Genomic DNA, 24,770 nt, shown 5'->3' on the forward strand with positions numbered 1-24,770 from the left:
ATGGCGCACATCGACAACCTCATCGACTCCATCAAGGACCCGCAGCTGCGCACGGCGCTGCGCGCCGAGTACGACAAGGTCACCAAGAGCCGGCGCCTGGGCCTGGTGTTCGACCGCCACCTGCCTGAGTCGGTCGTCCTTCCCGGGTTCGGGATTCGGGAGGGGGAGAAGGTCCAGGTCATCGCGGAAGGCTCCGACGACCTTGCTGACATCGACGGCTCCGGCGTCTGGACGGTGACCGACGTCGCAGCGACGCACGCCCAGCTGCGCGATGGTAACGGGGAGACCCGGCGGGTCACCAGCGGACGTCTGGTGGCCACGCGCGAGTTCGGGGACCCCATCTACCCGGGCCTGGTGTCCACCGGCAGCGTCCTGCGTGGGGGTGGCGCGGACGGCGACGATGGCGGTAGGCCGTTCCACACGGTCATCAACGCGGAGAACTACCACGCGCTCGAGGCGCTGCTGTTCGCACACGAGGGCCAGGTCGACGCGATCTACATCGATCCGCCGTACAACACCGGCGCCCGCGACTGGAAGTACAACAACGACTACGTCGACGACATCGATCCGTACCGCCACTCAATGTGGCTCAGCTTCATGGAACGACGCCTGCTGCTGGCCAAGCGCCTGCTGAAGCCCGCGGACTCGGTCCTGATCGTGACCATCGACGAGAAGGAGTACCTGCGTCTCGGCCTTCTGCTCGAGCAGATTTTTCCGGACCGGAAGATGCAAATGGTCTCTTCAGTGATCAATCCTCGGGGAATCGTTCGCGGTAACGAGTTCGCCCGTAGTAATGAGTTTATCTTCTTCTTGTGGACGCCCGGTACCCGAATCGCACCTGCTGGCGTCGAGAACTCCGAAGGACAGCCCGTCGCCTGGGAGACCATGCGTCGACGGTCTATCGAAGGGGCGCGTGGCCGTCGAGGCAAGGGTGCATGCGGACCCAACCAGTTCTTCGCTATCCACGTACATGAGGCGACCGGACACATCGTTGGTCGCGGCGCTCCGCTTCCGCTGAGTGCGCGGGTCGAGGACTACAAGCCACCGGCGGGGTGCATCGCCGTGTTCCCGATGCGCGATGACGGAACCGAGATGAACTGGAGTCTTACGGACTCAGCCTTCGACGAGCGGTGGGCCAAGGGGTACGTCCGCGCTGGCAAGGCCACCCCAAGCAAGCCCCAGGCCTACATCATCCAGTACCTCCTGGGTGGCGTGGTCAAGGACATCGAGGACGGGCGCGTGACCGTCACCGGCAAAGAGCCGAGCGGTGCGGTGGTCGCCCAGTACGTGACGAGGAAGTCCGTGATGCCGCACACCCAGTGGGACCGTGCCTCGCATAACGCGCAGCAACACGGGACGGGCTTGCTGGACACCTTCCTCCCCGACCGAAGGTTCCCGTACGCCAAGTCGCTCTACGCCGTCGAGGACGCACTTCGTCACTTCCTCGCCGACAAGGAAGAGGCGCTCGTTGTCGACTTCTTCGCGGGCTCTGGTACCACGGCTCACGCCGTGATGCGGCTCAATCATCAGGATGGCGGTCGCCGTCGCAGTATCTGCGTCACCAATAACGAGGTCAGCGCTGGCGAACAGGAGAAGTTGCGCGCGCGGGGGCTCAAGCCTGGGGACGACGAGTGGGAGGCACTTGGCATCTGCGACTACATCACGAAACCGCGCATCCGCGCCGCCATCACCGGCACCACGACGACTGGATCGGCGGTGGCAGGGGACTACCGCTTCGTCGACGAGTTCCCCATGGCCGACGGGTTCCGCGAAAACGCCGAGTTCTTCACCCTCACCTACGAGGACCCAACCCTGATCTCGCTCGGGCGCCGGTTCGAGGCGATCGCCCCCCTGCTCTGGCTGCGCGCCGGCGCCCAAGGCGAGCGCATCAATGAGGTGGCCACGGAAGGCTGGTCGATCCCAGCAGGCGCCTGCTATGGCGTCCTGTTCGACACGAGCACGTGGGGCGCGTTCGTCGCTGCGGCCGCTCTGCGCGACAACCTGACGCACGCGTTCATCGTCACCGACTCCCTCGTCGAGTACCAGCAGATTGTCGCGCGGCTCGACCCGTCCCTCCAGACGACCCGGCTCTACGCTGACTACCTGCGCAGCTTCGAGATCAACACACGGACGCTGTAGCTCGTCGGACTGACCGGGCCTGGGAGATCGGGCCCTTGCCCGGGCGCGCGAGCGGGCTGCTGCTGCTACCGGGCGAGCGTCGGTTTTGGCGGCGTCGAGGGTGGCTTAGGCACGTGCTGGGGGCGCGCGCTCCAGCGCATCGAGGATTGAGTCCATCTTTTCATCGTCCTCGGCGCCGTAGACGATGAGGTCGCTCTGGTCGTATCTCCCGGTGATCCCGTCGACGGCAGACCCGCCCTCGCGGTCGGCGACGCTTGCGAAGGCGTCCGACTGCAGCGGCGTGCACCCGGGCGCCGATGACCGTCGCTGTCCCTGCACCGCACGGTCGGATCTCCGGATCTGGGCACAGGCGCTCATGACGCGAAATCGCGGCGCGACGTGCGGCGGCTGCTCCAGCTGAGCCCTGGTCACGCCTACGGATGCCGGCTCGGCCCTTCTAGTACGACTGACCCTGATATGCAGAGGTGCCAGTAGCAGTCTGCGTATCGCTCTGACGTGCAGCTTTACTGATCCGGCGCGCTGGACTCAAGACGGAAGCGACGCATCGCCGGCGACCGTGCCAGCGCCGACGTTGGGCCTCGGGTCCAGATCGAACAGGTGCTCGGCCTCCCGCCGCGAGATGCGCCAGCCGACGTCAGTGCGAACGTAAGAGTCGCGATAGACCCCGCCTCCGCGCGCCCAAGTCCCGTCGAGGAACTGGGTCGTCACGCTGACGTCGACCTCACCGCGCGCCTGATCGCCGTCCAGGTCGATCACGAGGTTGGAGGTCCAGTGGTGCATCTGCAGGAACGCACCCCACTGCCACTCGACGGCGGCGCAGATCGCCTCCACACCGCGGAACTCCTGCGTCGGGGCCACCTGCCAGACGGCGTCAGGGGTCCACACCGCCGCGAACCGGGCGCGGTCACGCTTGTCGGCTCCATGACAGTACTCGTGCACGAGCGTGCGGATGGCGGACTCGGACTCGAGGCGCTCCAGGCGCTCCTGCAGCTCGATCTCGCTCGTCATGACCGAAACGCTAGTCATCGCGCTACGAGTGCGGGTCGAGTACGACCGATCGTGATACGCAGAGGTGCCAGTAGCAGTCTGCGTATTGCATTCGATGTAACACGCCGACGGCACTACCGCTCCCCGACGCGCGGGCAAAGTCGGCCTCTGACCAGGTCAAACGCCGCGAGTCGGCCATGCATCCTGCGATGCGCGGCCGCGGGAGGCCGCGAGCAGTGCGATGGCGCCGGTGGCGTGACCTGCGGATCTTCGTCCGGTGTTACCTCCGATGCAACGATGATTCATCTGATGCGACCGTCGTCGTCCGGGCAGCGTGTCGTAGGGGTACGCCCACTCGACCGCGCGATCATCGCTGGATGACGAGCAGCGACGCCCCTCTGACTGGCTGGAGAAGAGGAAGCAGGACGCGCCCCGTCGATGAGGTCGTGGAGCACCTGTTGGATGCTGCGTCACACCATGGGCGGGCAGCGATCCGGGCCGTGACGAGCAAGGACGAGTTCGTTCTGCTCGACGGGGCGTTCCATGTCGGAGCCGCAGTGGAGCTAGCGGCGAAGGCCGCCGTAGCCGAGACAGAGCCCATGCTCCTGAGCAGCGCTGGGAACACCAAGGGCGAGATGGTGGACACGCTGGCTCGGTTCCGTCCGGGCGTCAACGTGGCACCCGTCCCCGGAGGGCAGCGCCGGCGTCTGAGGACGATCGACGCCTCTGTCGCGGTGGCCGTCGTCGCGCGCCTTTACCCGAAGTGCAACGTGTCGGTCGAGCTGCCCTTGGACGTACGCAACGACGCCGTTCACCTGGCCGTGGTCGACCCCGATCGGCTCACCGAGGCGGTCCGTGCGATGGTCGTGTACGTCACCCTCGTCGTCGAGGCGATCGAGCTCCCTCCTGCTCTGTTCTGGCGGGATGAGGCCAACGAGGCTCTATCGCTCCAGACACAGCGGGTGCGACGGCTGCTCAAGCTCGCGAAACGCCGCGTCGTCCTGGCGAAGCAGGCCTTCGAGCTTCGCCTCGACGCCATCGAGCAACCCGAGGGTCGCGATGCGCTCGTCCGCCAGCTGGAGCGACTGCGCCCGGCCTTCGACGAGACGGTCGAGCACCCGTGTCCAGCGTGCGGCTACAGTGCGGCGCTCGGATGGACCAGCGACGTTGACGTCGAAAGGGACCCCGATGGCGGCTACTACGTCGCGTTCGCGGGACTCAGCTTTGAGGGGCTCGAGTGCCCCGTCTGTGACCTCAAGCTGAACGCGGAGGAGACCGAGGCGCTGGGCATCGACGGCACCTGGGAACCGCCTGAGCCCGAGGTCGATTTCGCCGACGTGCTTGAAGCGTCCGACTACGACGAGTACGACCCATCCTGATACGCAGGGGTGCCAGTAGTAGCCTGCGTACCGCTCTGACCTGCGGATATATCGCTCTGCGAACGCGCCCTGGAGCTCGGAGCGGCCCGGCTGAGACAGTGACCGTCGATGCAGACGTCCTCGATTGCTCCCCCGATGCCCAGGCGCGGGGGGCTGGTGCAGGCCCGGGATCATCGGTGTCGGCCTTGCGCCGAAGAACACCCGTAGCGGCGGCTGCTAGGCGTCGACGGTCTTGGGCGCGCGGGGTCGGGCGCTGTGGGGTCGCCCGGGGCGCTGGACCGACGCCCGACGCCACAGCTTCGCGCAATCCGTCGTAGGCGGGCAACGGCGTTGCATGTGCGGCCCTGCTACCGGCGCCGCGTCGGGCCGGAGCTGGTCGACGGTCAGCGGTCGCCGGGCTCGAGCGCGGTGCCGTCGCCGAGCTGGGACGTGGTGACCACACTCAGGGTGCCATCGGTCTCCAGCACGACGCGCGCGACCTGGTCGAACCCGCCGGCCCCGCTGCTACGGACCGCCTGGCGCACCTCCGCCGGCGTCAGCCGCTGCGCCGCGAGGGCGGACTCGTCGAGCATGCCGTCGCGCAGCACCGTCGTGGGTCGCGCGGTGACGACCGACCGGCCGGGACCAAGGTGCGAGGTCGTCCAGGACACGAGCAGCTGCAGCAGGACGAGCACGACGAGGGCGGTGACGCCCTCGGTCCATGCGACGTCCGCGCTGCGCAGGATCGTGGCGAGCGTCGAGCCCAGTGCGACGGTGACGACGAGGTCGAACGCGTTCAGCTTGGCCAGGGTGCGCTTGCCCGAGACTCGCAGCAGCAGGATGAGGGCGGCGTACGCCGCGGCGCCGACCAGCACCACCCGCAGCGGGTCGCCCCACGAGTCGAACCACATGCACGCCTCCCCCGGTCCTCGCCGTCCTCGTCTCCACCCTCGTGGCACGCGACGCCCGGGGCGACCGGAGGGAACCTCGAGCACACCGTTATTCGTCCCGTCGGATCTCAGCACCCCGTGCGTCGACGCAACTCTCCTGTCACGTTAGGGTAGGGATCAGGTGGGTAGCGCTGCGCCGATGGCGCGCGACCCGCCGTCGACTCCCGCGCGACGACGCGCACACCATCGACCTCGCGCGGCGTGCCGACCGAGGTCTCCCCCTCGACCGGAACGGACCTGACGTGACGTCCTCTCCTCCCAGGCCCATTCATCCTGTCGTGCCCGAAGCCGACGCAGCTCACTCGGTTCTTGGTGCGCTGCGTTCACCGCGCCGCCTGCGGACCGAGGTGCTGGCCGGCCTGGTGGTCGCCCTGGCCCTGATCCCCGAGGCCATCTCGTTCTCGATCCTGGCCGGGGTCGATCCCCGAGTCGGGCTGTTCAGCTCGTTCGTCATGGCGGTGTCGTTGGCGTTCCTGGGCGGCCGACCGGCGATGATCTCGGCCGCGACGGGCGCGATCGCCCTGGTGATCGCGCCGGTGGCTCGCGACCATGGCTTGGACTACCTGCTGGCGACGGTGATCCTCGGCGGGCTGATCCAGGTCGTCCTCGGCTTGCTCGGTGTGGCGCGCCTGATGCGGTTCATCCCGCGGTCGGTGATGGTCGGGTTCGTCAACGCCCTGGCGATCCTGATCTTCCTCGCCCAGGTCTCGCACCTGGTCGACGTGCCGTGGGTGGTCTACCCGCTCGTGGCGGTAGGTATCGCCGTGATCGTGCTGCTGCCGAGGGTGACCACCGTTGTGCCGGCGCCGCTGGTCGCGATCGTGGTGCTGACCGCCGCGACCGTGCTGCTGTCGCTGCAGGTGCCGCAGGTGCGCGACGAGGGAGCACTGCCGGACAGTCTGCCGTCGCTGCTGTGGCCCGACGTGCCGCTGAACCTCGAGACCTTGCGGATCATCGCGCCGTACGCCCTGGCGATGGGGCTGGTGGGCCTGCTGGAGTCGCTGATGACGGCCAAGCTCGTCGACGACGTCACCGACACCCACTCGAACAAGACGCGCGAGGCGTGGGGCCAGGGCGTCGCGAACGTCCTGTCGGGCATGTTCGGCGGCATGGGGGGCTGCGCGATGATCGGCCAGACGATGATCAACGTGAAGGCCTCCGGTGCCCGCACCCGGATCTCGACGTTCCTGGCCGGCGTGTTCTTGCTGGTGCTCGTCGTCGGTCTGGGCGACGTGGTCGGGATCATCCCGATGGCCGCGCTGGTCGCGGTGATGGTGATCGTGTCGGTCGCGACGTTCGACTGGCACTCCATCCGCCCGGCTACCCTGCGGCGGATGCCCCTGAGCGAGACCCTGGTGATGGTGCTGACCGTGGCGGTCGTCGTCGCGACCCACAACCTCGCCTACGGCGTCGTCGCCGGCGTGATCGCCGCGATGGTGCTGTTCGCCCGGCGGGTCGCGCACCTGACCACCGTGACCCGGCTCGATCACTCGGACGACGACGGCGAGCGGGTGTACGCGGTGTCCGGGGAGCTGTTCTTCGCCTCCTCGAACGACCTCGTCTACCAGTTCGACTACGACGGCGACCCCGAGCGCGTCGTGATCGACCTGTCCGGCGCGCACGTCTGGGACGCCTCGACGGTCGCGACACTGGACGCGATCACCACGAAGTACCACGCCAAGGGCAAGCAGGTGCAGATCGTCGGCCTGAACGCCGACAGCGCCCGTCGCCACGACCGGCTCGCCGGCCACCTCGGCGGCGGTCACTGACCTCCGCGGTCGCCGCCGACGTGCTCAGGCGCGCTCGGCGGCGGCCCGACCCGACTGCTCGTACATGAACCGTCGGAAGTCCTCGGCGACCTCGAGGGTCTTGCGCAGCTTGCGGGCGCGATCGTCCGCCGCGGTGCGGTAGGTCAACAGCCGCTCGAGCAGCTCCTCGCGCTCGTCGCCGCCGGCCTCCGGGAGGCGGTCAAGGATCGCGAGCAGATCGCCCATCTCCTCCAGCGAGAAGTCCAGCGGCTTCATCCGCATGATGAGCTTCAGACGCTCGACGTCGAGCTCGGTGTACAGGCGGAACCCGCCCTGGCTACGCGCGGACGGCTCGGCCAGGCCGACCTCCCCGTAGTACCGGATCGTGCGCAGCGACAGGCCCGTGCGCTCGGCCACCTCGCCGATCTGCATGTGCCGCGTGTCCACCACGCTCTCCCTTCGCCAGCGACGCCCGAGCATAGCGATCCGACCCGCCCACCGACGGCGCCTCCGGGTGGGCTCGCCCCCCCCCCCCCCCCCCCCCCCCCCCCCCCCCCCGCAACCCGCCCGGAGTTTCACCCTCGCGAGGGCACGTCCAACGGGTGACGACGACGACACATACTCTCACCTCACGTTAGGGTCGGTTCGAGCGCTTCGCCCGTTTTGTCCGGAATCGGTGGCGCGTCGCCGGTACAGCCAGGAGAGAGCCCCCGTGACCGCACCGAGTACGAGCCACACCACCTCGACGATCCCCGATCGCGGATGCACCCCGCCGACACCCGGACCGGGCAGCCTGCGCGACTTCCTCGCGGCGATCCGCCAGGACCACAAGATCAACTCCGAGGGTCTGTGGACCCCCGGGTTCTACGCCGCGGCCACGCAGCGCTGGGGTGCATGGATCGCCTCCGACGGCTTCCCCGCGGCGCTGCGACCGGCGATGTCAGCCGCTCAGCGGCTCGCCGGCATCCTCATGCGCAACGTCGCCGGCATCGAGATCCCGAACAGCGTGCAGCTCGGCCGCGGCGTGCGGATCGCCCACCAGCACGGCATCGTCATCCACCCCGGAGCGCAGATCGGCGACGGGACGGTGATCCGGCAGAACGTCACCCTGGGCGCCGGCAGCGGCGATCCCGCCACCTTCCACGCCCAGGCTCCGCGGGTGGGGCACGACGTCTCGCTCGGCGCTGGCTGTGTGCTCGTGGGACGCGTGATCGTCGGCGACGGCGCGACCATCGGACCCAACGCCGTGGTGATGACGCACGTGCCGCCCGGCGCGACCGTCCTGGCCCCGCCCCCACGGGTCATCCCCCGCCGCGCGCAGCCGGAGGACGCCGCGTGAAGCGCTACCTCGACCAGGCCCTCGCCCACCACCGCGCCGGGGACACCAGCGCCGCGCTCGATGCCCTGGCGCGGGTCGCCCGGTCCGAGCCGGACTTCACCGTCTGGGCCACCGCCGACCGGCTGCTCACCCGGTTGCGCAGCGACGGCGCGCCGCCCGCGTGGGCCCGGCGGACGATGCGGCTGGCCCTGCTGTCCAGCCACACCAGCGGCCAGCTCGCCGCAGCGCTGCGCGTCGCTGCACTCGCGCACGGCGTGGCGCTCGAGACCTACGAGACGGGGTACCGCGCCTACGAGCAAGCCGTGCTCGACCCGGGCTCGGAGCTGTACGCCTTCGCACCCGACGTTGTCCTGCTCGTGATCGACCACCGCGACCTGCGCCTCCCCGAGGCCCCCGATGACCCCCTCGGCGCCGTCGACGCCGAGGTCGCCCGCTGGGCCGGCCTGTGGGACCTCGTGCGCGAGCGCACGGGCGCCACGATCGTCCAGACGACCTTCGTGCCGGCGCCGGACGACGCCCTCGGCGGACTCGGCGCCGTCCTGCCCGCCGGTCGCAGCCGCCTGGTCCGCGCGGTCAACGCTGCCCTCGCCGACCACCTCCCGCGCGGCACCCACCTCGTCGACGCCGAGATGGTCGCCGCCGAGGTCGGACTCAGCGCGTGGTTCGACGACCGGTTCTGGTACACCTCCAAGCACGCCATCGGCCTCGGCGCCGTCGGGCCGCTCGCCGTCCGCGCCATGGACGTCGTCGCGGCCGCAGCCGGCCTGTCACGCAAGGTCGTCGTGGTCGACCTGGACAACACCCTGTGGGGCGGTGTCATCGGCGAGGACGGACTCGCCGGCATCACCCTGGGCGGCGGCCCCGCCGGCGAGGCGTTCGTCGCGTTCCAGCGCTACGTCTCCGCGCTGTGCAGCCGCGGCCTGGTCTTGGCCGTGTCGTCCAAGAACAACCCCGACGAGGCCCGGGCTCCGTTCACCGAGCACCCCGAGATGGTCCTGCGGCTGGAGGACTTCGTGTCGTTCCAGGCGTCCTGGGGCGACAAGCCATCGGCCCTGCGCGCCATCGCCGACGACCTCGACCTCGGCCTGGACTCCCTGGTGTTCGTCGACGACAACCCCCTCGAGCGCGAGCGAGTGCACCACGATCTGCCCCAAGTCGCCGTCGTGGACCTGCCCACCGACCCCTCCGGGTACATCCGCGCGCTGGCCCGGTTCCCCGGCCTGCAGACCACCGCGCTCAGCGCCGAGGACGGCCGCCGCACCGAGCAGTACCGCGCCCGCGCCCAGATCCGGGACGTCGCCACCCAGGCCAGCACACCTGAGGAGTTCCTCGCCGGCCTGGACATGACCGCCACCCTGGAGGACCTCGACGCGACCAACCTGCCGCGCATCGTCCAGCTCATCGGCAAGACGAACCAGCTCAACCTCACCGGCCGTCGGCACACCGCCACCGCCGTCGAGACCCTCGCCGCCACCCCCGGCGCGGTCATCTGGGGCATGCGGGTGCGCGACCGGTTCGACGACCACGGCCTGGTCGCCGCGCTCATCGCCGTCCCCGACGCCGACGCCCTGGTCATCGACACGTTCGTCATGTCCTGCCGGGTCCTGGGCCGCACCGCCGAGAACGCCCTGCTCGCCGTCCTCGTCGACCACGCCCGCGAACACGGGTTCGCCCGCGTCGTCGGCCACCTCGTGCCGTCCGGACGCAACGCACCCGCCGAGCCGATCCTGCCCACCACCGGGTTCAGCCGCATCGACACCCCGGGCGCAGTCGACGAGCACGGGCACGGCCCCACCCAGACCTGGGAGCTCACCACCGACCGCGAACCCCACCGCCCCGAGTACATCACCGTCGCTCTCCCGAGCGACCGCCAGACCTCCAGCACCTGACACGAAGGAACACCACGCACGTGCCCAGCACCCAGGACCAGGTCCACGACGTCATCCGCGACGTCCTGCTCCAGCCGGACCTCCAGCTCACCGACACCACCACCGCAGGGGACGTCGAAGGCTGGGACTCACTGGCCCACATCAGCATCCTGTTCTCCCTCGAGTCCGCGTTCGGGATCCGATTCGCGGACACCGAGATGGGCTCGATCCAGAACGTCGGCGAGCTCGTGCGGCTGATCGAAGCCAAGACCAGCGCGTGACCGATCAGCCCCGAGCGTCCCGCGGCTCTAAAACGCTCGAGCCGGAGATCGCGCCACCGTCGGCCGCAACACCTCACGGTGCGTCGACTCGGCGGTTGCGGTCAGCGAGGTTCTGCCGCGCTGACGACCCGATCGGCGACGCACTGGCTCGACGGTCCGCGGTCTGCCTACCGATGCTGCGCGTACCCCGCCCCCGCCGCACGGGATCAACCGAGTACGACCAACCGTGATATCCAGGGCTGCCAGTCGTAGTCTGCGTGTCACTGTGACCTGCGATGACGCTGTCCCATCGGGTGCGCGAGCCGGGTCTGACAGGGGTGGTCTCCGGTCCGAGGTGGTTCTGGAGCGGTAGCGACTTGGGTCAAGTCCCCGGGCGTGGTGTGTGACGGCTTCCGCGTGATCTTCGGGTTCAGGCGCTGAGCGCCGGGAGTTGGGGCGTGGTCACCTCCGGCGGGTCTGGCAGGGCAGTGAGCCGGGATCGGCCAAGAACGTCCAGGGCGAGGTAGCGGCGTCCTTCGGCCCATTCGTCGTGCTGCTCCGCGAGCACGGCTCCGACCAGGCGGATGATCGAGGTGCGGTCGGGGAAGATCCCCACGACGTCGGTGCGGCGGCGGATTGAACCGCCCCGGGTTCAGTGGAGGCTCGGTTCTTTGGTTTCCAGCGTCGTGGACGCCGTGATCTGACGGTAGTGGGCGGCCTCGTGCTCGCTCGGTGGGATGTCGCCGAGCTCGGTGTGCAGGCGCCGGTTGTTGAACCAGTCGACCCACTCCAGGGTCGCGATCTCGACGTCATCCAGCGTCCGCCAGGGCCCCCGGCGACGGATGAGCTCGGTCTTGAACAGGCCGATGGTGGACTCGGCCAGGGCGTTGTCGTAGGCGTCGCCGACGGTCCCGATCGAGGCCCGCATGCCGAGCGCGGCGAGCCGCTCGGTCAGCGCCAGGCTGACGTATTGCGACCCTGCATCGGTGTGATGGATGAGCCCGGTCAGGTCGGTAACGCCGGCGCGGCCGCGAGACCACACGGCCATCTCCAGGGTGTCGGTGACCAGGTCGGCGCGCATCGTGGTGTCGGCCTTCCAGCCGACGATCATGCGTGAGTAGACGTCGATGATGAACGCGACGTAGCTGAAGCCGGCCCACGTCCGGACGTAGGTGAAGTCCGCGACCCACAGCTGGTTCGGGGCGGTCGCGGTGAACGCGCGGTTGACCAGGTCCCCGGCGCGGCAACCGTCCTTGCCCGGGATCGTGGTGCGCCTGGCCCGGCCGCGGACGGCTCCGTGCAGGTCAGCGGCGCGCATCAAGCGTTCGACCCGGCAGCGCCCGATCGGGTGGCCCAGGCGGTGCAGGTGCTTCCACATCTTGCGCGCCCCGTAGACCCCGTAGTTCCCCGCGTGCTCAGCGGTGATCACCTCGGTCAGCTCGGCGTCGCCGACAGACCGCGCCGAGGCTGGACGTGTCTTGGCCGCGTAGTAGGTGCTCGGGGCGACCTGCAGCTCCCTGCAGATCGGCTCGACCCCGAACTGGCCCTTGTGGCCGTCGATGTACTCCACGATCACCGTTGTGGGCGGTCGAGCTCCGCCGCGAAGAAAGCCGACGCCGACCTCAAGATCGCGTTGGATCGGCGCAGCTCACGGTTCTCCCGCTCGAGCTCGGCCAGCCGCTGCGCGTCCGACGTGCTCGTCCCGGGTCGATCGCCGGCGTCGACCTCGGCCTGGGTGACCCAGTTCCGCAACGTCTCGGGATTGATCCCGAGCTGGTCACCGATCCGGCGCAGCGCCCCGACCCGCGTCGCGGGGTCACGCCGCGCATCGACGGCCATCCTGATCGCTCGCTCCCGAAGCTCCTCCGGGTACTTCCTCGGTGCTGCCATGACTCTCATCCTCCGTGGATTGAGAGCCTCTACGGAAGCCGGGGCGGTTCAGATCTCGCGGTTGAGACGCTCGTTCGGGTTGTTGGACCAGATCTGGCGCCAGACCTCCTTCGGGAAGGACGTGAACGCCAGGACGTCGGCCCGGGCCGCTTCGAGGTGGTCCGCGACGGCCGGGAGCTTGTCGGCGACGGCGTCCAGCAGCCGGTCGAACTGGGCGTGGACCGCGTCGGTGTCGGGCTGGTCGTAGACGCTGTGCAGCAGCGTCTTGACCCACGGCCAGGAGGACTTCGGGCAGGTCGACATCAGGTTCGCCGCGTAGTGGGTGCGGCACCTCTGCCAGGTCGCGCCGGGCAGGGTCGCGCCGATCGCGGCGACCAGCCCGGAGTGCGCGTCAGAGGTCACCAGCTTGACCCCGGTCAGGCCGCGGGCGGTCAGGTCTCGGAAGAACGTCAACCACCCGGCCCCGTCCTCCGCGGTGGACACGTCGATGCCCAGGATCTCTCGGTGCCCGTCGGCGTTGACCCCGGTCGCGACCATGACCGCGATGTTGACCACCCGTCCGCCCTCACGGACCTTCACGCTCAGGGCATCGGCCGCCACGAACGTGTAGGGGCCGGCGTCCAGCGGACGGGTGCGGAACGCGGCGACCTGCTCGTCCAGGTCCGCGGCCATCCGCGAGACCTGGGACTTCGACAGCCTGGTGATCCCGAGCGACTCGACGAGCTTGTCCATCCGCCGGGTCGAGACGCCCAGGAGGTAGCAGGTTGCAACGACGCTAGTCAGCGCCGCCTCCGCGCGCCGGCGGCGCTCCAGCAACCAGTCGGGGAAGTAGGTGCCGGCGCGCAGCTTGGGGATCGCCACGTCCATCGTGCCGACCCGGGTGTCGAAGTCGCGGTGCCGGTAGCCGTTGCGCACGTTGGTCCGCTCCGCAGAGCGGGAGCCGTAGTCAGCGCCGCAGATCGCGTCGGCTTCGGCGCCCATCAGGGTGTCGATGAACACGCCCAGCAGCTCGCGCAGCAGGTCGGGGCTGGCCGTGCTCAGGTGCTCGTGCAGGAAGCGGGCAGGGTCCAGACTGGGTCCAGCGGTCATCGCGGGTCCTTCTCTCGAGTCGACTTGGTAGGTCTCTCGAAGAATCACGCGGTGACCGCCTACACGTCTACGACGATGCCCGATCAAGGCCGGGCTCGCACACCACTCTGCGGGACGCCACTGCGACTTGGGCGGCTCCGCCGCCGTGATCGCGTGTCTGCAGGGTGCGCCCGAGGTGCGCACTCTCGACGGCGACCTGCACGGTCGCGTTACCCGAGTGTCGCGGCCGCCGGGTGAGGGGGGAACCTCGAGGTGCGGGCGACCGTGGTCACCCACCGTCCCGATGTGGCGCGCGGTAGCGGCTCAATTCCGCCCGAACAGCCTGGCAAGGAATCCCGTGGACGGCTCGTTCTCGTGTCCGGGGCAGCGCTCGGACCTGGGTACACCTCGGAGGACCTGGTCGACGTGCTGGCCGCATCCGGCCCAGGTGGTCTTGCCGCACTTGCGGCACGTCACGGCACGGCACATGGCCGGCTCCTTCCGGACACCGCGGGGTGTCGATTGCGTGTGTGGGTTGCGTCCTGGGGCGCTGTGGTGCGAGGGGTGTCGGTCGTGGTTCAGGCGAGTGACAGGAAGAGCTTCTGGAGCTTGTCGACGTCGAGAGTGTCGACGTTGTCGGGGTCGCTGAGGCACTGCTTCATGCCGGAGGCGATGATCGCGAATCCGGCGCGGTCCAGGGCCTTGGAGACCGCGGAGAGCTGGGTCACGACGGGTTCGCAGTCCTGGCCTTCTTCGAGCATGCGCACCACGGCTGCGAGCTGGCCCTGCGCCCGCTTGAGGCGGTTGACGACCTTGCTCATCTCGCTGGGGTCGAGGTCCATGTGTTCTCTCCTTGAGTTCCTCCGGGCAGGACGCGCGTGGGTGCACCTGCCTCGGTGGCTGTGGCTGGGTCTTACGCCCTGGTGACAGCGGTGAGGGCGGCTCGCAGCCGTGTGGCTGCTTCGTCGGCGACGGGGCGGAGGCGCTCGTTGTCTGTGACCGCGACCATCGCCATGGGATCCAGTGTCTCGATCAAGGTTCGGTCCGCCGCGATCGCTCGGATGGTGATGTTGCACGGCAGCAGGACCCCGATCGACTCCTCGGCCTGCAGCGCACGCAGCGCCAGCGGCGGATTGCATGCGCCCAGGATCGTCTGCGCGGGTAGGTCGACACCGAGCTTCGAGTGCAGGGTGCCGGCCAGGTCGACCTCGGTCAGGACGCCGAAACCTTGCACGGCCAGCGCCTCGCGCACCGCGGCGACCGCCGCGTGGAACGGGTGCTCGACGGTGACGGCGATGGTGTCCTTCACCGGGCCACCTCCCGGTCCTGCTCTGAGAGCTGGGCGCTGACTTCGTCCATGTCCAGGTCGCGCACGGCCGCGATGACCTTGTCGAGCTCGGCTGCGGGCAGCGCGCCGGCCTGCGCGAAGACGAGAACGCCGTCGCGGAAGGCCATGAGCGTGGGGATCGAGGTGATCGCAGCCTGCGCGGCGAGATCCTGCTCGGCTTGGGTGTCGACCTTCGCGAACACGATGTCCGCGTGCGTCGACGAGGCCTGTTCGAACACCGGGGCGAACATCCGGCACGGTCCGCACCAGGAGGCCCAGAAGTCCACCAGCACGATGCCGTCGCTGCGCACTGTCGGGAAGAAGGTCTCGGATGTCAGATTGACCGTCGTCATGGGTTCGCTCTCAGTGGCAGGTGCACTGCTGGTCACGGGGCACGTCCGCCATGACGGCATCGACGTGCATGCCGCATCCGGTCCAGGTCGTCTTGCCGCACGAGCGGCACGGGGTGGGGCTGCACATGGTTCAGCTCTCCTTGCTCGGGATGATCGGACGGGGTGAGGCGGGGGCACCGGGACCGGTGCCGGTCATGCGGCGACCCGCTCGGCGGTGCGGGTCAGGTCGGGTCGGGCCAGGTCGAGGCTGATCCAGCCGCCGGACAGGTTGCGGGCGTCGAACCCGGCCTGCAGCAGCACGCGCGTGGCGATGTGGGACCGGACCCCGCTGGCGCAGTGCACCGCCACCGGGCGACCGTCCGCCGCCGCGTGGACGGGGCCTGACCCCGGTTCTTGGACACGCTGAATCCAGCAACGCGCTGGGGAAGCGAGATGATCCAGTTCATGGCCAGGAAGAGCTACTCCGAGGAGTTCCGTCGTCAGGCCGTCGACTTGTACGAGTCCACTCCGGGCGCCACGGTGCGCGGGATCGCCGCGGACCTGGGCATCGTGCGCGGCACGCTGCGCCACTGGCTCGAGGTCTACGGCACGGGCGCCAAGACGGCCGTCGACGGGTCGGCGACGCCCAGCCCGTTGCGGTCCAAGAGCGCTGCGGCGAGCTCGACGGCGCCTGTCGGCGAGTCGCCGCAGGAGCGGATCGCCCGGCTCGAGGCCCGGGTCCGCGAGCTCGAGGTCGAGACGACCAAGCTGTCCACCGAGCGGGCGATCTTGCAGCAGGCGGCGAAGTATTTCGCCGGGGAGACGCGCTGGTGAGTCGCTTCCAGTTCGTCGCCGACAACTCCGCCACCTACCCGGTGAAGCGACTGTGCGAGCTCGTGCAGGTCGAGCGCTCGTCCTACTACGCGTGGAAGGCTGGCGCGCCGGCGCGGGCCGAGCGCGCCGCGGCGGACGCTCGGCTCGAGGCACGGATCCGCAAGGTCCACGCCGCGGACAGCACGCTCGGCGCGCCGCGGGTCACGGCCGAGCTCAACGACGACGCGCCCGCCGGTGAGCAGGTCAACCACAAGCGCGTCGCCCGGGTGATGCGCGCGGCGGGTATCGCGGGCTACGTCAAGAAGCGTCGAGTGCGGACCACGATCCCCGAGCCGTCGGGCCGCAAGCACCCCGACCTGCTCAAGCGGGACTTCACCGCGCCGGCACCGAACCGGCGCTACGTCGGCGACATCACCTACCTGCCGATCGCCGACGGCACGAACCTCTACCTCGCCACGGTCATCGACTGCCACTCCCGCCGGCTCGTCGGGTGGGCAGTCGCCGACCACATGCGCACCGAGCTCGTCGAAGACGCGCTCAAGGCCGCCGCCGCGACCCGCGGCACCCTGGCCGGGGCGCTGTTCCACTCCGACCACGGGTCGGTCTACTGCTCGAAGGACTACGCCAGGGTCTGCGCGAGGCTCGGCGTGACCCAGTCGATGGGCGCCGTCGGGTCCTCGGCCGACAACGCGATGGCCGAGTCGTTCAACGCCACCCTCAAGCGCGAGGTCCTGCAAGACGACGCCTGCTGGCCCGACGAGCCAACCTGCCGCCGGCAGGTCTTCCGCTGGCTGACCCGCTACAACACCCGCCGCCGCCACTCCTGGTGCGGCTACCTGTCCCCGACCGCCTACGAGGCCCGCCGGGCCGCTACGCTGCCGATCGCCGCGTAATCACACCCCGTGTCCAAGAACCGGGGGTAGGGCCCGACCTCGTCGATCCGGTCGCGCAGCTCGGTGTGCGGGATGTGCACCGCGCCGTCGAGGTGGCCCCGGTCGTACTCGGCACGCGTGCGGACGTCCAGGACCAGGCTGCCGGCCAGGACGTCGTCGGCGTCGTCGGGCTGCCACTGCGGCATGGTCCCGTCCAGGACGTTCTGCGCGACGAAGCCCAGCATGTTGACCGGGTCCTTGGCGGAGCCGTACGGCGGTGCGTAGGCGAGCTCGAGCTCGGCGAGGTCGTCGGCGCCCATCCCGGCCCGCAGCGCGGTGGCGAGGACGTCGATCCGCTTGTCGACGCCGGCGCGGCCCACGGCCTGCGCGCCGAGCAGCCGGCCGTCGGGCGCGAAGCTCGCGAGGACGTGGACCTGCTCCGCCCCCGGGAAGTACCCGGCGTGGTGGCCCGGGTGGACCCGGACGGTCTCGTGCGCGATGCCGGCGCGCCGCAGCGCCGCGCGGCTCGCGCCGGTGACGGCCGCCGTCAACCCGAACACCCGGACGACCGCCGTGCCGAGGACCGGTGCCTGGCGGGTCGTGCGCCGCCCGAGCATCGCGTCCGCGGCGCGCCGGCCCTGGCGGTTGGCCGGCCCGGCGAGCGGCACCGGCCCGAGGTCTCCCGTGACGGCCTGGACGACCTCGACGGCGTCGCCGACGGCCCAGATGTGCGGGTCGGAGGTCCGCTGGTCGCCGTCCACCCGGATCGCACCGCGGGCGCCGAGGTCGAGACCGGCGTCCCGTGCGAGCTCGCTCGCGGGCCGCACGCCGACGTTCACCACGACGACCTCGGCGGGCAGCCGTGTGCCGTCGGACAGGGTGACCAGCGCGGCGCCGTCCTCGGCCTCGGTGATCGCGGTCGCCGAGACCCCGAGGTGGAGGCCGACGCCGTGCGCGAGCAGCTCGTCCGCGAGGAGCGGCGCGAGCTCCGCGTCGAGCGGCGGCAGCACGTGGTCCGCGAGCTCCACCAAGGCGACGTCCAGGCCGCGCGCGGCCAGGGCCTCCACGGCCTCCAGGCCGATGAACCCGGCCCCGACCACGACGGCACGGCGCGGACCGCCGGCGGGCAGCGCGGCGACCCGGGCGGTCAGCGCGTCGAGATCGGGGATCGTCCGCAGGGTGTGCACCGCGGGGTGGTCGAGGCCGTCGACCGGCGGGCGGACCGCGACCGCCCCGGGGGCCAGGAGCAGCGCGTCGTACCCGATCCGGTCGTCGCCGGTGGCCGCGGTGACCGAGACGGTGCGCGCGGCGCGGTCGATCGCGGTCACCCGGGTGCCCGTGCGCACGTCGAGCCGCAGCGCGGCGCGCAGCGACTCCGGCGTGTGCAGCAGCAGGTCCTCGCGCCGCCCGATCTCGCCGGACAGGTGGTACGGGAGCCCGCAGTTCGCGAACGACACGTGCTCGGACTGCTCGAGGACGACGATCTCGGCGCGCTCGTCCAGGCGGCGAGCGCGGGCGGCGGCGCTCATGCCGCCGGCCACGCCGCCCACGATCACGATGCGACGGGGAGGGTGCGCGGTGGTGGGGTCGGACACGTTGGCCATGGCGACGAACCTATACCCCGGGGGGTATACATTTCAAACCGCGCGGCTGTGAGTTCGGGCACGCTAGGGCGCGCTACGGCACCCGAGGTGCAGTGATCGCAGACCGATCGGGGTCGCCGCTTCGCGACATCGGACCTCGAACTGCACCCTCGTGCCGGCGCAGCGTCGTGCTCACCAGGACTGCTGCGCGATGCCACCGAGGTAGAGACCGAGGCTGGAGCCGAGGATGCTCAGAACCAGCATCGAGCCGGCGTGGCCGAGGGCAGTCCATCTCCGTCCCTGGACCACTAGGCGGGCGCCCTCGACGCTGGCGGTGGAGAACGTCGAGTACCCCCCGAGGAAACCGACACCGAGGATCGTCTTCAGGTCTCCACGGGCGGGGTCGCCGACCGCCCACCCGGTGAGCAGGCCGAGCAGCATGCAGGCGGTCACGTTCACCACGATGGTGCCGATCGGGGTGGAGAGCCGGTTGTGCCGGGCGATGACCGTGTCGAGCAGGAACCGTGCTGCCGCGCCGAGGCCACCGGCCAGGGCGAGCCAGAGCGCGGTCATGCCGTCACCACCGAACGTCGTCCCGCGACGCGGTTGACGAAGGCGATAGCCACGAGGGCCGCCGCGAGCCCGGCGGACACGCTGGCGAACATGTAGCCGGTCGCGGCGCCGAGGTTGCCGCCGCGGGCGAGCTGGTCGATCTCGAGGATGAAGGTGCTGTAGGTGGTGAATCCGCCGATGACCCCGGTGCCGCACCCGAGACGTACGGTTCGCCGCCAGCCGGTGTCCGGCCCTGCGTAGGTCAGGAGCTGCAGGAGTGCTCCGAGCAGGAACGACCCGGTGATGTTGATGCCGAAGGTCACCCAGGGCACGGCCCCGGTGGTGGGGGCGAACGTCGACTCGAGGGTCGCGCGGGCTGTGGTGCCGAGGGTCGCCCCGGCGGCGACGAGTACGGCCATTCGCCACAGCGGCGGTCGTCGAGCGTTCACTGCTTCCACGGGGCCTTGAGGTCCTTCCAGTCGACGACGCTCAGGGGAACGGTCAGGACCGGGCGGTGCTGGTGGTGGGCCAGGTGCACCGCGACCGATCCCTCCAGGAGCTCGTGCATGCGTGCTGCGGCTCCCGGTGCGCGGGTACCGACGACGATCGCGGCGGCGTCCACGGCGCGGGCCAGGTGGGTCAGGGCGCGGTCGGGTCGACCCGCGAGGTAGTGCACCTGCCAGGGGACCTCGGCTCCGCGGAGCGTCGCGGCGACCTGCCGTTCGATGTCCGTCTGCGTCTGCTGCCAGGTGTCGCCGGCGTCGTCGGGGTCGAGGGCTGCGTGCACGACGGACCCGTCGGGTCGTTCGGTCACCACGTACCGGGTCGGGTCGGCGTAGGCGAAGTGCAGGGCCGGTGCTTGGGCGGCGCGTGCCAGGGACAGGGCGGTCAGCGCGACGAGCTGCGGCAGGTCCGGGACGACGCCCACGACCAGCGGGCGCGCGCTGAAGTCGACCATGCGGTCCACGGCGGGTTGCGGGACGTGCCTCACGGGACTGCTCCTGTCTGTGGCGGGGACGGGCGGTGAGGCGCGCCCGGGCGGGTCCTGCTCGACCGCACCCGGGCGCGCGGGGTGCCCCGGACCGGCCAGGGGTCGCCGGCCCGGGGCAGTCGGTGTCAGGGGGTCAGGCCGAACGGCAGACCCGCTGCGGCGTCGATCTCCAGCAGCCGGTTGTACTTCGCGACGCGCTCGCCGCGAGCCGGCGCCTCGGACTTCAGCTGGCCGCAGCCGGTGGCCACGGTCAGGTCCGCGATGAACGTGTCGGGGGTCTCCCCGGACCGGTGGGACACCATCTGGGTGTAGCCGGCCTGGCGGCACACCGCCATCGCGGCGAGGGTCTCTGTCACCGAGCCGATCTGGTTGAGCTTGATCAGGGCCGAGTTCGCCACGCGACGCTCCACGGCCTCGGTGATGATCGCCGGGTTGGTCACGAAGATGTCGTCCCCGACGAGCTGGGTGCTCTCCCCCATGCGGTCGGTCATCCGCTGCCAGCCGTCCCAGTCGCCTTCGGCCAGGCCGTCCTCGATCGACCACACCGGGAACTCGCGGACCATCGTGGCGTATCGCTCGATCATGTCGTCGCTGCTCAGACTCTCGCCGTTCACGCGGTAGGCGCCGTCTCGGTAGAACTCGCTCGCCGCGGGGTCCAGGGCGATCGCGACGCCCTCGCGTCCGGGGGTGTACCCGGCGTCGGTGATCGCCTGCACCAGGAGCCTGAGGACGTCCTCGGGCGCCGCGATGTCGGGGGCGAAACCGCCCTCGTCGCCCAGCCCGGTGGCGTGCCCGGCCTCGCGCAGCAGCCCGCGCAGCCGCGCGTACACCGCGGCCCCGGCGCGAACGGCCTCGGTGAACGAGGGCGCACCGACCGGCGCGATCATGAACTCCTGGAAGTCCAGGTCGTTCGCGGCGTGGGCGCCCCCGTTCAGGACGTTGAAGTGCGGGACCGGCAACCGCGGGGACACCCCGGCCGGCGCCAGCGACTGCCACAAAGGGGCGTCGCCGCTCAGGGCGCGGGCGAGCGCCATGGAGACCCCGACGATCGCGTTGGCGCCGAGCCTGGCCTTGGTCGGGGTCCCGTCGGCGTCGATCATCGCCTGGTCCACCTGGGCCAGGTCCTCGAACCGGCGACCCGTCAGCAGCTCGGCGATCTCGCCGTTGACGTGGCCGACCGCGGTCAGCACTCCCTTGCCCGCGTAACGGTCGGGGTCACCGTCTCGCAGTTCGACCGCCTCCCGCGATCCGGTCGAGGCGCCGGACGGAACCCCCGCGACCGACGTGCGTCCGTCGTCGAGCGTCACGCTGACCTGGAGCGTCGGGTTGCCCCGCGAGTCCAGGACCTCCAGCGCGGACAGGCCGGTCGGGGTGAAAGCGGTACTCATCGTGCATCCTCCTTGACTGGGTGATCAGCGGGCAGTTCGGATGGCCGCAGCGGGCAGTGGGCTCCCCACCGGGGCCGGTAGTCCGGCCGTCTGCGGCGCCCGACGTCCAGGTCGACGCACACAGACGGCGACGCGCGGGTCGGGCGCGTGGACGCCCCGAGCCGAGCGGTGACGTGGCCCCGGTGGGGAGGTCGGTGTCTCGCGGTCGACGCGGGAAGCTCGTGCGTCGCCCCGGTGCGCAGGGCGTGGGCGGAGGGGTGCAACTCGCCGGGTGGTCGGCGGTGAAGCTCCGCGAGGAGCAGACGGTCCGGCTCGGGGCGCGCCGGCCCCTTCGTGGAGCTCCGAACGCTGGAACACATGACGCACCTGCCCGTCGACGACGAAGGGGCAGGAACCATCAGCCCTGGAGGCGGTTCAGACCGGGAAGGTCTCGGCGGGATCCATCGCCAAGACCACCGTAGCAGCGCTGCCACCGAACGAGCCGAACGGCGCAGTCTCATCGGGACAGGCCCGCTGCCTGCTCGTACGCCGCCGCTAGATTCCCGCGTCCAGGAGTACGACCAATCCTGATATGCAGAGGTGCCAGTAGCGCCCGCTTGTCAGCAAGTCAGATCGGGTTCAAACGTTTCACCGGGCGGTGCGCACGCTCCCCCGGCGCGCTGTGGACGCCAGGCGGCGGGCGTCAGCCGGCGTCATGTGCGGCGGTCGCGGATTCTCCCCGCCTTGAGCAGCGCGGCGGCCGCCACTAGGGCGAGGGTCGTCACTGCGGCGAACAGGACCGCGTAGTTTCCGGTCGCCTCGACGGTGAGTGCGGCGACCCAGGGTGCGGCGGCGCGGGCCAGGTTCATGGCGAGGGTCTGCCGCCCGGAGGCTCGGCCGAAGATGGTGGCCGGCACGTAGTCGCCGAGCAGTGTTGGTCGGGCGATGGTCATGACGCCGAAGCCGGCGCCGAAGAGGGCGACGAAGGTGACTAGCTGTACTGACTCGCTGCGTTGTTGACGCGGTCGATGGGTGTGAGGCCGCCGATGCCGAGGTGGGGTCGGTCCATGTTGTAGTGCTCGAGCCAGGCGGCCAAGGCCGCCGCGCGGTCGGCGTTCGATGACCAGATGCGGGAGTAGGCCCACTCGGTGGCCAGAGTTCGGTTCAGCCTCTCCACCTTGCCGTTGGTCCAGGGGCAGTGCGGTCGGATGAACTTCTGGACGATGCCCAGGTCGGCCGCGGTTTGCCGGAAGACGGCGGAGTTGCGGTAGGCGAACGCGTTGTCGCTGATCACCCGCTCGACCTGGATGCCGTGATCGGCGTAGAACGCCGTCGCGCGGGCCAGGAACCCGGCGGCAGTGACGCCTTTCTCGTCGGTGTGGATCTCGGCGTAGGCGAGGCGGGAGTGGTCGTCGATCGCGGTGTGGACGTAGTCGTATCCGGTCGGGACCTTCTTGTGCCGGTGATCGACCGTGGACGCCCGGCCGTGTGCTCGCCAACCGCCGCCGTCAGGGATCCGCCCGAGCTTCTTGACGTCGATGTGGACCAGCGACCCAGGGTGCGGGTGCTCGTAGCGGACCGCCGTGCGGCGCATGGCGCGGATGACCTGCCCGGGGGCCCTACCCCCGGTTCTTGGACACGGGGTGTGATTACGCGGCGATCGGCAGCGTAGCGGCCCGGCGGGCCTCGTAGGCGGTCGGGGACAGGTAGCCGCACCAGGAGTGGCGGCGGCGGGTGTTGTAGCGGGTCAGCCAGCGGAAGACCTGCCGGCGGCAGGTTGGCTCGTCGGGCCAGCAGGCGTCGTCTTGCAGGACCTCGCGCTTGAGGGTGGCGTTGAACGACTCGGCCATCGCGTTGTCGGCCGAGGACCCGACGGCGCCCATCGACTGGGTCACGCCGAGCCTCGCGCAGACCCTGGCGTAGTCCTTCGAGCAGTAGACCGACCCGTGGTCGGAGTGGAACAGCGCCCCGGCCAGGGTGCCGCGGGTCGCGGCGGCGGCCTTGAGCGCGTCTTCGACGAGCTCGGTGCGCATGTGGTCGGCGACTGCCCACCCGACGAGCCGGCGGGAGTGGCAGTCGATGACCGTGGCGAGGTAGAGGTTCGTGCCGTCGGCGATCGGCAGGTAGGTGATGTCGCCGACGTAGCGCCGGTTCGGTGCCGGCGCGGTGAAGTCCCGCTTGAGCAGGTCGGGGTGCTTGCGGCCCGACGGCTCGGGGATCGTGGTCCGCACTCGACGCTTCTTGACGTAGCCCGCGATACCCGCCGCGCGCATCACCCGGGCGACGCGCTTGTGGTTGACCTGCTCACCGGCGGGCGCGTCGTCGTTGAGCTCGGCCGTGACCCGCGGCGCGCCGAGCGTGCTGTCCGCGGCGTGGACCTTGCGGATCCGTGCCTCGAGCCGAGCGTCCGCCGCGGCGCGCTCGGCCCGCGCCGGCGCGCCAGCCTTCCACGCGTAGTAGGACGAGCGCTCGACCTGCACGAGCTCGCACAGTCGCTTCACCGGGTAGGTGGCGGAGTTGTCGGCGACGAACTGGAAGCGACTCACCAGCGCGTCTCCCCGGCGAAATACTTCGCCGCCTGCTGCAAGATCGCCCGCTCGGTGGACAGCTTGGTCGTCTCGACCTCGAGCTCGCGGACCCGGGCCTCGAGCCGGGCGATCCGCTCCTGCGGCGACTCGCCGACAGGCGCCGTCGAGCTCGCCGCAGCGCTCTTGGACCGCAACGGGCTGGGCGTCGCCGACCCGTCGACGGCCGTCTTGGCGCCCGTGCCGTAGACCTCGAGCCAGTGGCGCAGCGTGCCGCGCACGATGCCCAGGTCCGCGGCGATCCCGCGCACCGTGGCGCCCGGAGTGGACTCATACAAGTCGACGGCCTGACGACGGAACTCCTCGGAGTAGCTCTTCCTGGCCATGAACTGGATCATCTCGCTTCCCCAGCGCGTTGCTGGATTCAGCGTGTCCAAGAACCGGGGTCAGGCCCCCTGTGACCGGGTCGCAGTCCGCCAGCCGCGGAACCCGGTGCCGGGCCAGGACCCGCCCGACGGTCGAGGCCGGCAACCCGACCAGACGCCCGATCGTCACAGGTCCGCGACGGGTCAGCATCCGCGCGATCCGCACCCGGGTCTCGGCGCAAGGGCTCGTACGGCGCGGGTGGGTGTGGGCCACGCTCGGGCGGTCGATCAGGCCGGCGCGGCCCTCAGCCTGGAACCGGCGCCACCACCGCCACGCCGTGGTGCGCGAGACACCCATCTCCGCGGCGACATGCGCGACCGGACGACCCGCACCGATCCGCTGGACCATGGTCAA

23 protein-coding genes, 3 pseudogenes, 1 riboswitch and 1 other annotated feature are annotated in these 24,770 nt (G+C 70.4%); of the genes and pseudogenes, 7 read left to right on the top strand and 19 right to left on the bottom strand.

Annotated features, from left to right (window positions below; genetic code table 11):
• On the top strand, nucleotides 1–2,139 hold the full coding sequence (locus tag HNR08_RS19170; RefSeq protein WP_146840701.1) for a DNA methyltransferase: 2,139 nt from the start codon (nucleotides 1–3) through the stop codon (nucleotides 2,137–2,139).
• Between the two features lie 525 nt (nucleotides 2,140–2,664).
• Here the strand turns inward: HNR08_RS19170 and HNR08_RS19175 are convergent.
• Nucleotides 2,665–3,147 (bottom strand): nuclear transport factor 2 family protein, encoded by a 483-nt coding sequence (locus HNR08_RS19175; RefSeq protein ID WP_183835221.1) that lies wholly within the window; start codon nucleotides 3,145–3,147, stop codon nucleotides 2,665–2,667.
• A gap of 356 nt (nucleotides 3,148–3,503) precedes the next feature.
• On the opposite strand from HNR08_RS19175, the gene HNR08_RS19180 reads away from it, so the two are divergent.
• Nucleotides 3,504–4,505 carry a hypothetical protein gene (locus HNR08_RS19180; protein WP_146840699.1) on the top strand — a complete coding sequence of 334 codons (1,002 nt, stop codon included), beginning with the start codon at nucleotides 3,504–3,506 and terminating at the stop codon, nucleotides 4,503–4,505.
• Between the two features lie 383 nt (nucleotides 4,506–4,888).
• Here HNR08_RS19180 and HNR08_RS19185 read toward each other — a convergent pair whose 3' ends face one another.
• The gene (locus HNR08_RS19185; protein ID WP_146840698.1) at nucleotides 4,889–5,395 is read right to left on the bottom strand and encodes a DUF421 domain-containing protein; all 507 of its coding nucleotides are present in this window, start codon (nucleotides 5,393–5,395) and stop codon (nucleotides 4,889–4,891) included.
• A 317-nt stretch (nucleotides 5,396–5,712) separates the two neighbouring features.
• Here HNR08_RS19185 and HNR08_RS19190 point away from each other — a divergent pair, with 317 nt between their 5' ends.
• On the top strand, nucleotides 5,713–7,203 hold the full coding sequence (locus HNR08_RS19190) for a SulP family inorganic anion transporter (protein WP_307724270.1): 1,491 nt from the start codon (nucleotides 5,713–5,715) through the stop codon (nucleotides 7,201–7,203).
• 24 nt (nucleotides 7,204–7,227) lie between these two features.
• Here HNR08_RS19190 and HNR08_RS19195 read toward each other — a convergent pair whose 3' ends face one another.
• On the bottom strand, nucleotides 7,228–7,662 hold the full coding sequence (locus HNR08_RS19195; protein WP_371862415.1) for a MerR family transcriptional regulator: 435 nt from the start codon (nucleotides 7,660–7,662) through the stop codon (nucleotides 7,228–7,230).
• A 232-nt stretch (nucleotides 7,663–7,894) separates the two neighbouring features.
• On the opposite strand from HNR08_RS19195, the gene HNR08_RS22825 reads away from it, so the two are divergent.
• The 3 genes from HNR08_RS22825 to HNR08_RS19210 are packed head-to-tail and all read left to right on the top strand — an operon-like array spanning nucleotide 7,895 to nucleotide 10,670.
• Entirely contained in the window at nucleotides 7,895–8,521 is a 627-nt protein-coding gene (locus HNR08_RS22825) for a serine O-acetyltransferase (RefSeq protein ID WP_146840901.1), read from the top strand.
• Nucleotides 8,518–10,410, top strand: a complete 1,893-nt coding sequence (locus HNR08_RS22830; RefSeq protein ID WP_146840900.1) for an HAD-IIIC family phosphatase — start codon at nucleotides 8,518–8,520, stop codon at nucleotides 10,408–10,410. Before HNR08_RS22825 ends, HNR08_RS22830 begins: the two co-directional genes overlap by 4 nt.
• 20 nt (nucleotides 10,411–10,430) lie before the next feature.
• On the top strand, nucleotides 10,431–10,670 hold the full coding sequence (locus HNR08_RS19210) for an acyl carrier protein (protein ID WP_146840899.1): 240 nt from the start codon (nucleotides 10,431–10,433) through the stop codon (nucleotides 10,668–10,670).
• 409 nt (nucleotides 10,671–11,079) lie between these two features.
• Here the strand turns inward: HNR08_RS19210 and HNR08_RS19215 are convergent.
• From HNR08_RS19215 to HNR08_RS19245, 7 genes and pseudogenes are all read right to left on the bottom strand, one after another.
• A pseudogene (locus HNR08_RS19215) lies at nucleotides 11,080–11,286 on the bottom strand (transposase); the annotation flags it as partial.
• Nucleotides 11,287–11,301: 15 nt separating this feature from the next.
• A protein-coding gene (locus HNR08_RS19220) for an IS3 family transposase (protein ID WP_246803297.1) occupies nucleotides 11,302–12,539 on the bottom strand; the annotation gives its coding sequence in 2 pieces (ribosomal slippage) (nucleotides 11,302–12,260 and nucleotides 12,260–12,539; 1,239 coding nt in all).
• Nucleotides 12,148–12,261 (bottom strand) — a sequence feature (AL1L pseudoknot). (Overlaps the previous gene by 114 nt.)
• Before the next feature lie 51 nt (nucleotides 12,540–12,590).
• A pseudogene (locus tag HNR08_RS19225) lies at nucleotides 12,591–13,628 on the bottom strand (IS256 family transposase); the annotation flags it as partial.
• A gap of 557 nt (nucleotides 13,629–14,185) precedes the next feature.
• Nucleotides 14,186–14,449 (bottom strand): metal-sensitive transcriptional regulator, encoded by a 264-nt coding sequence (locus HNR08_RS19230; protein ID WP_146840812.1) that lies wholly within the window; start codon nucleotides 14,447–14,449, stop codon nucleotides 14,186–14,188.
• A 71-nt stretch (nucleotides 14,450–14,520) separates the two neighbouring features.
• Nucleotides 14,521–14,916, bottom strand: coding sequence for a DUF302 domain-containing protein (locus HNR08_RS19235; RefSeq protein WP_146840813.1), 396 nt, complete (start codon nucleotides 14,914–14,916; stop codon nucleotides 14,521–14,523).
• Entirely contained in the window at nucleotides 14,913–15,287 is a 375-nt protein-coding gene (gene trxA / locus HNR08_RS19240) for a thioredoxin (protein WP_146840814.1), read from the bottom strand. The genes HNR08_RS19235 and trxA overlap by 4 nt, the downstream gene beginning before the upstream one ends.
• Nucleotides 15,288–15,479: 192 nt before the next feature.
• Nucleotides 15,480–15,635, bottom strand: a complete 156-nt coding sequence (locus HNR08_RS19245; protein WP_183835225.1) for a rhodanese-like domain-containing protein — start codon at nucleotides 15,633–15,635, stop codon at nucleotides 15,480–15,482.
• A gap of 96 nt (nucleotides 15,636–15,731) precedes the next feature.
• Between HNR08_RS19245 and HNR08_RS19250 the strand changes: the two genes are divergently transcribed.
• Nucleotides 15,732–16,993, top strand: a protein-coding gene (locus HNR08_RS19250) for an IS3 family transposase (RefSeq protein ID WP_183834765.1) whose coding sequence is annotated in 2 segments (ribosomal slippage) — nucleotides 15,732–16,080 and nucleotides 16,080–16,993 — 1,263 coding nt in all. Because the reading frame shifts where the segments join, the coding sequence is not laid out codon by codon here.
• Here HNR08_RS19250 and HNR08_RS19255 read toward each other — a convergent pair.
• From HNR08_RS19255 to HNR08_RS19295, 9 genes and pseudogenes are all read right to left on the bottom strand, one after another.
• Nucleotides 16,951–18,576 carry an FAD-dependent oxidoreductase gene (locus tag HNR08_RS19255; RefSeq protein WP_183835227.1) on the bottom strand — a complete coding sequence of 542 codons (1,626 nt, stop codon included), beginning with the start codon at nucleotides 18,574–18,576 and terminating at the stop codon, nucleotides 16,951–16,953. The two genes, HNR08_RS19250 and HNR08_RS19255, sit on opposite strands and share 43 nt — an antisense overlap.
• Before the next feature lie 171 nt (nucleotides 18,577–18,747).
• A complete protein-coding gene (locus tag HNR08_RS19260; protein WP_146840816.1) occupies nucleotides 18,748–19,128 on the bottom strand; it encodes a fluoride efflux transporter FluC in 381 nt (126 codons plus the stop codon).
• The gene (locus HNR08_RS19265; protein ID WP_146840817.1) at nucleotides 19,125–19,526 is read right to left on the bottom strand and encodes a fluoride efflux transporter FluC; all 402 of its coding nucleotides are present in this window, start codon (nucleotides 19,524–19,526) and stop codon (nucleotides 19,125–19,127) included. Before HNR08_RS19265 ends, HNR08_RS19260 begins: the two co-directional genes overlap by 4 nt.
• Nucleotides 19,527–19,552: 26 nt before the next feature.
• A complete protein-coding gene (locus tag HNR08_RS19270; RefSeq protein WP_246803221.1) occupies nucleotides 19,553–20,098 on the bottom strand; it encodes a universal stress protein in 546 nt (181 codons plus the stop codon).
• 125 nt (nucleotides 20,099–20,223) lie between these two features.
• Nucleotides 20,224–21,486, bottom strand: coding sequence for a phosphopyruvate hydratase (gene eno / locus HNR08_RS19275; RefSeq protein WP_146840818.1), 1,263 nt, complete (start codon nucleotides 21,484–21,486; stop codon nucleotides 20,224–20,226).
• A 381-nt stretch (nucleotides 21,487–21,867) separates the two neighbouring features.
• Nucleotides 21,868–21,943, bottom strand: a riboswitch (Fluoride riboswitch).
• A 235-nt stretch (nucleotides 21,944–22,178) separates the two neighbouring features.
• On the bottom strand, nucleotides 22,179–22,418 hold the full coding sequence (locus HNR08_RS19280) for a hypothetical protein (protein ID WP_168430949.1): 240 nt from the start codon (nucleotides 22,416–22,418) through the stop codon (nucleotides 22,179–22,181).
• A 38-nt stretch (nucleotides 22,419–22,456) separates the two neighbouring features.
• Nucleotides 22,457–23,077, bottom strand: a pseudogene (locus HNR08_RS19285) (integrase core domain-containing protein); the annotation flags it as partial.
• Between the two features lie 37 nt (nucleotides 23,078–23,114).
• Nucleotides 23,115–24,376, bottom strand: a protein-coding gene (locus HNR08_RS19290; RefSeq protein WP_183834765.1) for an IS3 family transposase whose coding sequence is annotated in 2 segments (ribosomal slippage) — nucleotides 23,115–24,028 and nucleotides 24,028–24,376 — 1,263 coding nt in all. Because the reading frame shifts where the segments join, the coding sequence is not laid out codon by codon here.
• Nucleotides 24,321–24,764 carry a helix-turn-helix domain-containing protein gene (locus tag HNR08_RS19295; protein WP_246803310.1) on the bottom strand — a complete coding sequence of 148 codons (444 nt, stop codon included), beginning with the start codon at nucleotides 24,762–24,764 and terminating at the stop codon, nucleotides 24,321–24,323. The genes HNR08_RS19290 and HNR08_RS19295 overlap by 56 nt, the downstream gene beginning before the upstream one ends.
• Nucleotides 24,765–24,770: the final 6 nt, after the last annotated feature.

The sequence above is a fragment of the Cellulomonas hominis genome (assembly GCF_014201095.1).
Taxonomy (GTDB): Bacteria; Actinomycetota; Actinomycetes; order Actinomycetales; family Cellulomonadaceae; genus Cellulomonas; species Cellulomonas hominis.